General features: G+C 57.5%; 10 protein-coding genes. 8 read left to right on the top strand and 2 right to left on the bottom strand.

Going from position 1 to position 11,644, the window contains the following annotated elements:
• Positions 1–235: 235 nt before the first annotated feature.
• Positions 236–1,162, bottom strand: a complete 927-nt coding sequence (locus tag U5775_RS37975) for a LysR family transcriptional regulator (RefSeq protein ID WP_322063272.1) — start codon at positions 1,160–1,162, stop codon at positions 236–238.
• Positions 1,163–1,285: 123 nt separating this feature from the next.
• On the opposite strand from U5775_RS37975, the gene U5775_RS37970 reads away from it, so the two are divergent.
• The 4 genes from U5775_RS37970 to U5775_RS37955 all read left to right on the top strand — a co-directional run bounded on the left by U5775_RS37970 (position 1,286) and on the right by U5775_RS37955 (position 6,121).
• A complete protein-coding gene (locus tag U5775_RS37970) occupies positions 1,286–1,951 on the top strand; it encodes an RraA family protein (protein WP_322063271.1) in 666 nt (221 codons plus the stop codon).
• Positions 1,952–1,974: 23 nt separating this feature from the next.
• On the top strand, positions 1,975–3,186 hold the full coding sequence (locus tag U5775_RS37965; RefSeq protein ID WP_322063270.1) for an aminotransferase class I/II-fold pyridoxal phosphate-dependent enzyme: 1,212 nt from the start codon (positions 1,975–1,977) through the stop codon (positions 3,184–3,186).
• A gap of 74 nt (positions 3,187–3,260) precedes the next feature.
• On the top strand, positions 3,261–4,592 hold the full coding sequence (locus U5775_RS37960; RefSeq protein WP_322063269.1) for a cation:dicarboxylate symporter family transporter: 1,332 nt from the start codon (positions 3,261–3,263) through the stop codon (positions 4,590–4,592).
• A gap of 254 nt (positions 4,593–4,846) precedes the next feature.
• Positions 4,847–6,121 (top strand): aminotransferase class V-fold PLP-dependent enzyme, encoded by a 1,275-nt coding sequence (locus tag U5775_RS37955; protein ID WP_322063268.1) that lies wholly within the window; start codon positions 4,847–4,849, stop codon positions 6,119–6,121.
• Between the two features lie 183 nt (positions 6,122–6,304).
• Here U5775_RS37955 and U5775_RS37950 read toward each other — a convergent pair whose 3' ends face one another.
• A complete protein-coding gene (locus U5775_RS37950; protein WP_322063267.1) occupies positions 6,305–7,243 on the bottom strand; it encodes a LysR family transcriptional regulator in 939 nt (312 codons plus the stop codon).
• A 118-nt stretch (positions 7,244–7,361) separates the two neighbouring features.
• On the opposite strand from U5775_RS37950, the gene U5775_RS37945 reads away from it, so the two are divergent.
• The 4 genes from U5775_RS37945 to U5775_RS37930 all read left to right on the top strand — a co-directional run bounded on the left by U5775_RS37945 (position 7,362) and on the right by U5775_RS37930 (position 11,395).
• Positions 7,362–7,898 (top strand): phosphonopyruvate decarboxylase, encoded by a 537-nt coding sequence (locus U5775_RS37945; RefSeq protein ID WP_322063266.1) that lies wholly within the window; start codon positions 7,362–7,364, stop codon positions 7,896–7,898.
• The gene (locus tag U5775_RS37940) at positions 7,898–8,494 is read left to right on the top strand and encodes a thiamine pyrophosphate-dependent enzyme (RefSeq protein ID WP_322063265.1); all 597 of its coding nucleotides are present in this window, start codon (positions 7,898–7,900) and stop codon (positions 8,492–8,494) included. The genes U5775_RS37945 and U5775_RS37940 overlap by 1 nt, the downstream gene beginning before the upstream one ends.
• 20 nt (positions 8,495–8,514) lie before the next feature.
• Positions 8,515–9,993 carry an aldehyde dehydrogenase gene (locus U5775_RS37935; protein WP_322063264.1) on the top strand — a complete coding sequence of 493 codons (1,479 nt, stop codon included), beginning with the start codon at positions 8,515–8,517 and terminating at the stop codon, positions 9,991–9,993.
• 97 nt (positions 9,994–10,090) lie between these two features.
• Entirely contained in the window at positions 10,091–11,395 is a 1,305-nt protein-coding gene (locus U5775_RS37930; protein WP_322063263.1) for an MFS family transporter, read from the top strand.
• Positions 11,396–11,644 lie beyond the last annotated feature (249 nt).

Here is an 11,644-nt window from a genome sequence, read left to right as displayed (position 1 = left end):
GGTTCAGGTATAGGCGTTCAACATCGGGTGTGTCGACATCGAGCCGCCCCAACCCCGCACTTCATGCCGACGCCTTGAGACCAATTGTTTCCGGGCAAAATGAGGAAAAAAAGCGATATTTTTACATGGGACTAAATTCAAAAAAGTGATGATTCGAGCCGAAGCCCGTCGCAGCGGCTTTCGCGATTCAATGGCGGTGACGAGCGTAGCCGGACTTCAGGTTTTCGATAATCTTTCAGACGGGGTCGCCGCTCCTCTTTCGCGGTTGCAGCAAAAGTGTCCCGAAGTCGCAGCAGTCCGCCGCAAGGCGTGCGACTTCCCGGGTAAGGGAATAGGGGTGGTTCGACCGATGGACAGCGTTGTACTGTATGGGCGGAAGCGGAGGTTTCGTCTGGATGACGCCAAGCACACCCTCTGTAATCAGATGCCGGAGGCACGCAACGGGAAGGTAGCTCACCCCTAGCCCCGAAACGGTTAGACCAATCTGTGCAACCAGATTGTTACTGGTCAGCATGCGGCGTACATGTACGCCCTGGTCCTGAAGAAACCGTCCGTAAGCCATGCCAGTCCCCGACGCATTGCCTTGGGTTAGAAGCGGAAATTGCGAGATTTCGGCCAAGGGTATGGACGTCTTTCGCGGCACCATTTCAGGAACGCACATCCAGGCGTTCTCAACGGTAGCGAGAGGCGTTGAAACGAATGCTTCAGTCGCTGCAGTTCCGGGAACCACGATGATGTCGATGCTGTCTTCGGCGAGCCTCTCTCGGAGCGTCGAACTCAGCTCAACCTCAGCTTCCACAATGACCTTGGGGTACTCCCGCTTGATTGCAGTTATGAGTTGGGGGAGCCAGGTAAGGGCTGTCAATTCGGTAACACCGACCCGAAGTCGCCGTACCAGCACATCTTTGGCGCTCACTCGTTCGACAATCTCGTCGCGCCGTTCAAGCAACTCCTTCGCGTACAGGAACAGCTCTTCGCCTTTTTCCGTCAGGCGTGCGGTGCGTCGATTTCGGTCAAAGACTTCCAGGTCAAACGTGCTCTCCAGCTCCTGAATTCGCTTTGAGATTGCGGACTGGCTAGCGTTCAGCTTGTTCGCAGCAGCCTCGAACGACCCAAGCTCAACTATCCAGAAGAGTGCCTCTACCTGCTTGAATGTGAGCATGGCGTCACCTCATGAAAAAAAGCGATATTATCAGATACAAAAAAATCGCTTTTTTGCAAGCATTTGGCGGCTTATCGTTGTCTCCAGCCAGCACTTCGCTGCACCAAAAACTGGAGATGCCACATGAGCCTTCCTGGTCTGCGTATCAACCCGGCGCCCGCGCTCGCGCCGCAATCCATCATTTCGGCGCTTGATGGCGTCGTCACCCCGCATATCAGCGACAAACTTGCCCGCAGCGTCGGGATTGTCGGGCTTACCCGATTCAATAAGACCAGGAAACTCGTCGGAACCGCGCTCACCATCAAATGCAGGCCGGGGGACAACCTCATGGTCTACAAGGCTTTGACGTTGCTGCAACCCGGACATGTGCTGGTCATCGAGGGCGGCGGTGAACCGCACAACGCACTGGTTGGTGAACTCATCAAGCTCCACGCCGAGAAACACGGATGCGTTGGCTTCGTCATCGACGGTGCCATTCGCGATGTTGCGGCGTTCGAAGACTTCCCTTGTTACGCACGAAGCGTAACGCACCGCGGGCCGTACAAGGACGGCCCCGGTGAGTTGAACGTGCCCGTGTCCGTAGGCGGGCAGATTGTGAATCCAGGCGACGTTGTCGTCGGTGACGAAGATGGTGTCGTGTGTTTCGCGCAGGCAGATGCCGAACAGATTCTCTCCCTGGCAGCGAAGCACAAAGTAAAGGAAGAAGGGATTCAAAACGAAATCGCGACCGGGCGACGTGAACAGGAATGGATTAAGCAAATCCTTGTGGCCAAAGGTCTGGTCGATTAACAACACAAAGCTAGAGCACAATCATGGCCCGTACTGAATTCCTTGCTGAGCGTATCAATCGAATCAAGCCGTCGCCGAGCATGGCCGCAAAAGCGCTTGTCGACAAACTGCGTGCAGAAGGCCGCGACATCATTGACTTCACCATCGGTGAGCCCGACCTCAATACCCCCACGCACGTCGTCGAAGCGGCTATCGACGCGATGCATAGGGGAGAGACCAAATACACTGGTTCAAGTGGCACGCCCGCGTTGCGCAAGACTATTGCCGAAAAGCTTCATCGTGACAATGGCCTCGAATATGGTGCCGAGAACATCGTGGTCGGTAGTGGCGGCAAACACGTCATTTTTCACGCGCTGGCCGTCTCGCTCAACCGTGGCGATGAGGTCATCATTCACGCGCCTTACTGGGTATCGTACCCGGACATGGTCGTCGTGAACGACGGAGTACCCGTCATTGTCAGCGGGACCGAGCAGCAGGGATTCAAACTGACGCCGGAGTCACTCGAGGCAGCGATTACGCCGCGCACAAAATGGCTCATCCTCAATACGCCGAACAATCCCACGGGGGCCGTCTATACGGAGGCCGAACTCGTAGCGCTCGGCGAGGTGCTTGAGCGACACCCGCACGTGTGGGTCATGTCGGATGAGATTTACGAGCATTTCGTCTATGCAGGCGTGCGTCATGTATCTCCTGTAAAGGCCATTCCATCAATCAAGGACCGCAGCCTCGTAATTAGCGGTGCTTCGAAGGGCTACTCGATGACCGGCTTCCGACTTGGTTTCGGAGCCGGGCCGACGTCACTGGTGAATGCCATTTCCAAACTTGTCTCACAGACGACGACCTGTCCGAGCTCTATCAGTCAAGCCGCTGCAATTGCAGCATTTGGCGGAAGCCAGGATGCGCCCCGGGAGGCCGCGAAAGTCTTCGAGGCACGTGGGAAGCTCATGGCCGAGTTGCTCGAGGGCGTGCCGGGAATCTCGGTAAAGGCACCACGCGGCGCGTTCTATCTATATCCGTGCGTAGCGGGTCTCATTGGGAAGACCACACCCGATGGCCAAGCGCTGAACTCGGACCTCGATGTGGTGAAGTATTTCACGGAATACGCAGGTGTCGCAACGTTAGACGGTAGCGCATACGGGGTTGCACCGTACCTGCGTTTGTCGTTCGCAACATCCGAAGAAAGCATTCGTGAAGGCTGTAAGCGTATCGCACAGGCCTGCAACGAACTGCGGTGAATGTTCATGACCGCCGAAGTCATTCTTCGGCGGCACTGTCGTCCCATGATGGCGGCGACCCAGGAGACAAGCACATGACCCCATCAACCTCGACTTTGACTGAACCGCGGCCCGCCAACAAAAAGAAAAAAGCTGGACTTGCGCTTCAGATTGCCGTTGGCTTTTTCGTTGGCATCGTTATCGGCGTGCTTCTGAATCACTATCCCGCCATGAGAGCCGAGCTAGTAACGGACTATCTGCAACCAGCAGGAGATGTTTTCATCCGTCTTATCAAGATGATTGTTGTTCCCATCGTCTTTACCAGCATGGTTGTGGGAATTGCCGGTGTGGGTGACAGCAAGTCACTGGGACGGATTGGCTTCAAGACGTTGCTCTACTTTGAAGTCGTCACTACGATTGCAATCATCATCGGGCTCGTCTTGGGGAACCTTCTGCAACCAGGAGCAGGCACCGACATTTCTCAACTTGGTCATGTCGACGTCTCGAAGTTCCAGCATGGCGCTGAGCAAGCCGGCGCACATCACAGCGTCATGTCGATGGTTCTCGCCATTGTTCCGGACAACGTGTTCGCCTCGATGGCTCGGGGAGATTTGCTCCCTATCATTTTCTTCTCAGTCCTTTTCGGCTTGGCCCTGCAAGGCGTTCCGGAAGACCTTCGGCGCCCCGTCCTCAACATGCTGAAGGGCGTATCCGACGCAATGTTCCGCGTGACGAACATGGTGATGCGCTACGCGCCCATCGGGGTCGCCGCGCTGATTGCAGTAACCGTTGCGAACTTCGGATTTGGCTCATTGCTGCCCCTCGTCAAGCTTATCGGGGTAACCTACCTTGCCATTGTTATTTTCGCGGTTGGCGTACTTGGAGTGACGGCAAGAATCTTTGGAATCAACTTCTTCGCGCTTCTGAAGGTCATCAAGGATGAACTCGTCATCGCCTTTTCGACCTGCAGCTCGGCAACGGTCTTGCCGCAGCTGATGAAGAAGATGGAGGACTTTGGCGCTCCGAAAGCAATTACGACGTTTGTGGTGCCGACCGGCTACACCTTCAACCTAGACGGCGCATCCATCTATCTCGGAATCGCGACGCTCTTTATCACCCAGCTCTACGGGATTCATCTGGGCTGGAAAGAGCAGATTGCGCTCACACTCACGATGGTAATCACATCAAAGGGCGCGGCGGGTGTTCCGGGTTTCATGTTCGTCATTTTGCTCGCGACGCTTGCGAGCGCGGGGCTACCGCTCGAAGGGCTTGCTTTCATCGCGGGTATCGACCGGGTAATGGATATGGGACGTACCGCATTGAATGTGGTGGGTAACGCGCTCGCTCCACTGGTTATCGCGAAATGGGAAGGTCAATACGATGCCGAAAAAGCACGCGCGTACCTCGTTTCTCTCAATTCTGACTGACCGTACGAAGTGTTAGCAATGCAAACTCAAGCCCTCGTTCGAGAGCAGGCTGCGGACTGTAAGGGGAGCGGTGACTCAAGCCTTGATTGTGAGCAACCTGATGGTCGGCATGCGACACGATATGCGTTCCTTTTCTGTGAGGACGCCTATGACTGGATGGACCATGCTTTGCCCTTTGTTGCGTACGAAGGCTAGGTCTACCTCTCGGTACCTCCGACGCTGGCCGCGAGTAATTTTAAATACAGGCGAATGCCATGAATGCGAATCGCAACGAACTTTTCTCTGAAGAACTTCTCAGCGAGATTAAAACCAGGTTCCATCACGTCGACTACGATTTCAAGGGTGGACGAAGGTTGTTTCTGGACAATGCTGGTGGCTCGTTCCGGCTCAAATCGGCCATCGAACAACTGGCATTGGTAGACTCCATTCCTGACTGCAGCGAACGGATGCACGATATTGCGAAATATTTGCAGGGTATCGAGTCGCGCGGAGCCGATGACGTGCGCCTTATCTTCAATGCGAAGGGCGGAGCCGTGTTCGCGTCACACACAGCTTCCGGCGCTATGTTCGACGTCATCAGGGCCATTGCCGAGAATATCGACGGCAACAATGTTGTCACTTCCGTGCTCGAGCATCCTTCCTCGTTTGACGCGGTGTCTTACTACGCAAACAGGTCGGGCAAAGAACTGCGCGTGGCGCCCAGCAATCCCATCACCGGAGGCATCGATGTCGACGAGGTTATCAAACTCGTGGACGCGCAAACATGCTTTCTCAGCGTCATGTACGCGTCGAACATCTCTGGCGCCAAGATTGACATTGAGCAGATGGTAAGGCGTGCCCGTGAGATAAAGCCGGACCTCTATATCGTGGTCGATGCCGTCCAGCATGCGCCTCACGGCATCATTGACGTCGAAAAGACACCGGTCGATGCCATGAACATTGCTCCCTACAAGTTCTTCGGCTGCCGAGGCTCGGGAATGACTTGGATGTCTGACCGAATGGCCCGGCTTCCTCATCACAAGCTTGCGGCGAAAGCTGAAACGGTCTGGGATTTGGGAAGTCCTGCGCCTGCCCAGTTTGCTGTTGTCTCATCAATTGTCGACTACGTGTGCTGGCTTGGTAGCCAATTCATCAACAGCTCAGCGCGCCGTGAGTTGTTTGTTGAAGGTATGACCCGAATCGAGCTACATGAGCGAAGCCTGCTTGCTAGATTGCTCGATGGAACTGAAAGCGTACCGGGCTTGCGCCAGATTGAGGGCGTTACGGTTCACCTCGATTATCCCGATTTGTCAAAGCGGGACCTCATCGTAGCAATGTCGTTGGAACGATTGTCTCCGTCTGAGGCGGTCCGAGAATATGAGAGCCGTGGCGTCATCGTGTACGAACGCATACAAAGCAGCTTGTACTCGAAGCGGATGCTTGCATCTTTCGGTATTCCTGGTGCAATCCGTGTCTCGCCACTTCACTGCCATTCGGTCGACGATATCGACCGGTTCCTTCGTATAACCGCCGAACTCGTAAAACATTAACGGCGGACCGGGCTTTTGGGTTAATCGAGCAGTAGGGAGTCGAAAGGGAGGGCGTGCTCCCTGGATTCCGGTGAGTTCCGCATCGCTCGCAGTCGGAAAGGTCATCGTCGAATTGGTCACCGAACGAGGCGCTCGCGGCGATTGGGCGGAGATTTCTCTGTGCGATTCGTCGCCCGAAGAAGACTAGGCAGCGACTGGTGCGAGCCAGCGCGAAGGCCAAACGTTGTTCGCCACAGCTTCATGGATAACCTCGACCAGCAGTTGCGTGGTACATCGCACGGGCGTGGCCAGGCGTCGGATGTTTGGCAAAGCGAGCGAGATTTGCCGGACGAGTTCGGGCTCCATGAGCGGTGCGGCCTTGAGCTTTCCTTGCGCAAGTTCGTCCTGTATCGCGATGCTCGGAAGAACCGTGTAGCCGTGGCCACCAATGACCAGGCTTTTCTGCACGTCCAATGAGTTGGTTGCAGTTACCACGTCGAACTTCACTCCCGCTTCGCGACATGCACTGTCCAGCAGGCTGCGAATCGCATGTGGGGAACTGGTCACAATCATCGGCCAGCCGTCCAGCTCGCTGAAGCGTACAGGCTTGTCCAGCGTCAGTGCTGACGAGATTGGCCCGACCAGCATCAGGCTCTCTTCGAGGAGGAGCTGGGCTTGGAGCGTGGGTAGTGCGCGTGCGTCATACAGCAGTGCTGCATCAATTTCCCCAGCTTCGAGCCATTGCTGCAGGTGGCCGGCATAGCCAACCACTATGCGCAGCTCTATGGCCGGATACTGCGCCTTGACGCGCTCGACAAGCGCACCCGATAGCAGACCGGCCGTGCTCGGAAGCAGCCCGATGGTTGCGATACCCGAAACCGAGGTAGTCGACGGCTGGATTTCGGCGCGAGCCCGGTCCAACTCAAGCAACGCCCGCCGAGCGTACTCGACAAGGATGTCCCCAGCATCCGTCAGCTCCATTCCATACCGGCCTCGCTCGAACAGCACAGTGCCGACATCCTCCTCCAGCAGCTTCAATTGTCGCGAGACAGCCGGCTGGACGATATGAAGCGCTTCAGCGGCTTTCGTCACACTACCGGCTTCCGCGACCGCAAGCAGTGCGCGGAGTTGCTTGATGTCCATAGTGGATAACCCTCCTCCGTCCATGCCAATTCGTGATTCCTGAATCACAAAGTTCTATTTCATGGCCACTCGTATCTGATTCTATGATAGCTCCATCCACCTTGTTAAGGAGTGAGACATGAGTCATGCAAGCGGACAGGCGCCCGAGTGGCAAAAGTCCATTTTTTCGGTGCTGAAAGCCGGTGGCGTTCAGCAAGTCGCATATGTTCCCGACGCCGGTCATTCGTACGTGATTCGGGCAGCCAAGGAAGACACCGACATCGAGGACGTCGTTCTGACGACCGAAGAAGAGGGTGTCGCAGTCGTGAGCGGTGCCTGGCTGGGCGGCAAGCGCGCGGTCCTGCTTATGCAAAGCAGCGGCGTGGGCAACTGCGTGAACATGTTTTCTCTGCTGGAAAGCTGCCGGTTTCCGTTCTTCACGTTGGTCACGATGCGCGGCGAGTACGCCGAATTCAACCCGTGGCAAGGCCCGATGGGCCGCGCGACGCAAGGCTCGCTCGAACTGATGGGAATCACGGTCCTGCGCGCAGATACGCCGGAAGAAGTCGAGGAAATCGTGAGCGCAGGCTTCGATGCTGCGTTCGAGGCAGGCGAGCGCGTGGCCGTCCTGCTGTCGCAAAGCCTGATTGGTCGCAAGAAATGGGAGCGCAAGTAATGAGCGAGCAAAACCAGAACGCTCTGATTGAGCGTCGTCCTTTCGTTGCCAAGCTGCTGGCTGGCGTTCCCGAAGCACTCGTCGTGACTGGCCTGGGCTCGCCGTCGTATGACGTGTTCGCCGCCGGCGACCGCGACGAGAACTTCTACCTGTGGGGCGCGATGGGTGGTTCCGTCGCCCTGGGTCTGGGTCTGGCGCTCGCACAGCCGGAAAAGTCGGTGGTTGTGGTAACCGGCGACGGCGAATCGCTGATGGGCATCGGCGCGCTGGGTACGGTCGCGGTCAAACAGCCGAAGAACCTGACCATCGTGGTGCTCGACAACGGTCACTATGGCGAAACCGGCATGCAGCGCAGCCACTCGAGCCTCGGCACGCAACTGGTCGCGGTCTCGAAGGGCTTCGGCATCGCTGACTCGTTCGAGGTGCATAACGCTGGCGATGTCGGTCAGATTGTCGAACGCATCAACGCACGCAAGGGCACGGCACTCGCGCAGGTTCACATTCGCGCCGACGAGCCGCCGCGTGCGCTGCCGCCGCGCGACGGCGTGTTCGTGAAGAACCGCTTCCGTGCAAACCTCGGCTTCGGTCCTTTCTGAACGAGCTAGGAAGAGACGCTATGCAACGCTATACCCACTATATTGACGGCGCGCGAAGCGAGCCTGCAAGCCAAACCTGGCTAAGCTCGGATAACCCCTTTACCGGGGCGCCGTGGGCCGAGATTGCACGTGGCAATGCTGCCGATGTCGAAGGCGCGGTAGCTGCTGCTCACCGCGCCTTCACGACCGGTGCATGGCCGGCTTTGTCGGCCAGCGCACGGGGGCAATTGCTGGTTCGCCTGGCGGACCGCATTGCCGAGCATGCACCGCGTCTCGCCGAAATCGAAGTGCGCGACAACGGCAAGCTCTTCGCCGAAATGCACGCGCAACTGCAGTATGTGCCGCAGTGGTATCGCTATTACGGTGGCCTTGCCGACAAAATTCAGGGAGATGTTATCCCGCTGGACAAGAAAGGCTACTTCAATTTCACGCGTCGTGAGCCACTCGGCGTCGTCGCCATCATCACGCCGTGGAATTCGCCGCTGATGCTGCTGGCATGGAAGCTGGCGCCGGCCCTGGCCGCTGGTTGCACGGTGGTCATCAAGCCATCGGAGTTCACGTCCGCCTCGACGCTCGAGTTAGTGGAGTTGCTCGCCGACGTTGGATTCCCGAACGGTGTGGTCAATGTCGTGACCGGTCTGGGTGCCGAAGTCGGCAGTCCTCTCGTAGGCCATGAGCTGGTGCGCAAGGTCACGTTCACGGGCTCCGATGCGACCGGACGCCGAATCAACGAGCAGGCCGCGCGGGATTTCAAGCATGTCGCGCTCGAACTCGGTGGCAAGTCGCCGAACATCATTTTCGATGATGCCAACCTCGATGACGCAGTGAACGGCGCGGTATCGGGCATCTTCGCTGCGACCGGACAGACCTGCATCGCTGGCTCGCGGCTGCTGGTGCAAGCCGGTGTGCACGACGAGGTGGTCAAGCGCGTAGTGGAGCTGGCGAAGATGGCCCGCATGGGCAACCCGATGGATGCCGGCACGCAGGTGGGGCCAATCACGACTCGCCCTCAATTCGAGAAGGTGCTGGAATACATCAGCATCGCAAGCGGGGAAGGCGCGGAACTGGCCTTGGGTGGCCAGGCGGCGAAGCGGCCCGAATGCGGAGATGGTTGGTTCGTCGAACCAACGATTTTCACGGGGGTCGACAACGGCATGCGAATCGCGCAGGAAGAGGTGTTCGGCCCGGTGCTATCCGTGATTCGCTTCGAAACGGAGGACGAGGCTGTCGAGATTGCCAACGACGTTCGTTACGGGCTCGGCGCGGGGGTCTGGACGCGTGATATTGGGCGCGCATTCCGGATGTCCGAGCGCATTCAGGCGGGCACGGTCTGGGTCAATACCTATCGTGCCGTCAGCTATTTGTCGCCGTTCGGCGGCTACAAGGATTCTGGTCTCGGGCGCGAGAACGGCATTGACGCGATTCAAGAGTATCTGCAAACCAAGAGCGTTTGGATTAATACCGGCGCGGCGACGGGCAATCCGTTCGTCTTGAAGTAAGCGAAAAGGCGGTCGGCCTCCTTCAGAGTCCGGCCGTATATGCCCTTAAATGCGTGGCGGTAGACCGCGTCAGGGCTCCATGGCAGGAGACAAACACATGAAAACGCAGACCGTGTCTGCGGAGGTCCGTTCGACTCCGAGTCGCACTAGCAGCCAGATTCGCGCAATCGTCGGGGCGTCCTCCGGCAACCTGATTGAGTGGTTCGACTTCTTCGTCTATTCCTTCTGCTCTCTGTATTTCGCGGGCGTATTCTTTCCCTCCAGCAATCCCACGACGCAGTTGATGAACACCGCCGGCGTGTTCGCAACCGGCTTCCTGATGCGTCCCATTGGCGGTTGGCTGTTCGGGCGAATCGCTGACCGACGCGGACGGCGGACTTCGATGATTATGTCCGTCTGGCTGATGTGCGGCGGTTCGCTCGTAATTGCGCTCTTGCCCGGATATGCCCAGATTGGGACCGCGGCGCCAGTTTTGCTGCTTCTTGCTCGTTGTTTGCAAGGGCTGTCGGTTGGTGGAGAGTACGGCGCGAGTGCAACCTACATGAGCGAGATTGCTCAAGAAGGGCGGCGCGGATTTTTGGCATCGTTCCAATACGTCACCATCATCGGCGGCCAGATTGCTGCGCTGGTAGTCGTAATCATCCTCCAGCAATGCCTCACGTCGAGCGAGCTGCATTCTTGGGGATGGCGCATTCCGTTCGCGTTGGGCGGCCTCGGTGCAATCGTCGCGTGGTACCTACGGCGTTCCCTTGAGGAAACCAGTAGAGCGAGTGAACGACGCCAGGATGGAGCCGGAACGCTGCGCAGCTTGTTCACGCACAAGCGTGCGCTCCTGATTGTGATTGGCTTCACCGTGGGCGGTTCGTTGGCGTTCTACACGCTGACGACGTACATGCAGAAATATCTAATCAACACGGTAGGGTTGGGCGCCAAAACCTCCAGTCTTGTCATGACGGTTGCGCTGATTGCCTACATGTTCATGCAACCGGCATTCGGCGCTCTGTCGGACAAGATTGGTCGCCGCCAGTCGATGTTGCTGTTTGGCATCGTGAGCGCAGTCGGAACGGTTCCGTTTCTCGAGGGGCTGCGTTCGGTAACAAACCCCTATGGCGCGCTCGGCCTCATTTTGCTGGCGCTCGCCGTGCTCAGCTTGTACACGTCGATTAGCGGTCTGGTAAAGGCCGAACTTTTCCCGGCCGGTGTACGGGCACTGGGCGTCGGGCTGCCCTATGCGTTGGCGAACGCGGTGTTTGGCGGCTCTGCCGAATACGTTGCGCTGTCGCTGAAAGCGACCGGACGCGAGTCCCTATTTTTCTGGTACGTCGCGGCGATGTGTGCCATTGCGGCTATCGCATCGCTCGCGATGCCGGCAACTGACAAGGCAAGCTCCGGTCACCTCTGATTTGGCGACGCAGGGCGAATGCTATCAGCCTTCTTCCTGTGCTTGATGTCAACCCGTCTAATCTCAGGTCACGCTGGACGCATTGCTGTCGCACGCCGCCATGGGCAACTTGGAAGCTGCGTGTGCCGCTTTGTTCGATTAAGCGAGCGTTAATGGCAGAAGGCTCGATTTATCGAACATGGTAGTGGTCTAATCTCCCCGGACATCAATTTAGGCGAGAATACTCGCCATGAAGAGGTGTCTGATGAG

Source organism: Paraburkholderia sp. J63, assembly GCF_905220245.1.
Classification (GTDB): Bacteria; Pseudomonadota; Gammaproteobacteria; order Burkholderiales; family Burkholderiaceae; genus Paraburkholderia.
This window is presented reverse-complemented; position numbering and strand designations above follow the sequence as displayed.

Excerpts from the sequence above, each read along its gene's own strand:
- U5775_RS37975 (WP_322063272.1), bottom strand. The coding sequence starts at position 1,162 with ATGCTCACATTCAAGCAGGTAGAGGCACTCTTCTGGATAGTTGAGCTT.
- U5775_RS37970 (WP_322063271.1), top strand. The coding sequence starts at position 1,286 with ATGAGCCTTCCTGGTCTGCGTATCAACCCGGCGCCCGCGCTCGCGCCG.
- U5775_RS37965 (WP_322063270.1), top strand. The coding sequence starts at position 1,975 with ATGGCCCGTACTGAATTCCTTGCTGAGCGTATCAATCGAATCAAGCCG.
- U5775_RS37960 (WP_322063269.1), top strand. The coding sequence starts at position 3,261 with ATGACCCCATCAACCTCGACTTTGACTGAACCGCGGCCCGCCAACAAA.
- U5775_RS37955 (WP_322063268.1), top strand. The coding sequence starts at position 4,847 with ATGAATGCGAATCGCAACGAACTTTTCTCTGAAGAACTTCTCAGCGAG.
- U5775_RS37950 (WP_322063267.1), bottom strand. The coding sequence starts at position 7,243 with ATGGACATCAAGCAACTCCGCGCACTGCTTGCGGTCGCGGAAGCCGGT.
- U5775_RS37945 (WP_322063266.1), top strand. The coding sequence starts at position 7,362 with ATGAGTCATGCAAGCGGACAGGCGCCCGAGTGGCAAAAGTCCATTTTT.
- U5775_RS37940 (WP_322063265.1), top strand. The coding sequence starts at position 7,898 with ATGAGCGAGCAAAACCAGAACGCTCTGATTGAGCGTCGTCCTTTCGTT.
- U5775_RS37935 (WP_322063264.1), top strand. The coding sequence starts at position 8,515 with ATGCAACGCTATACCCACTATATTGACGGCGCGCGAAGCGAGCCTGCA.
- U5775_RS37930 (WP_322063263.1), top strand. The coding sequence starts at position 10,091 with ATGAAAACGCAGACCGTGTCTGCGGAGGTCCGTTCGACTCCGAGTCGC.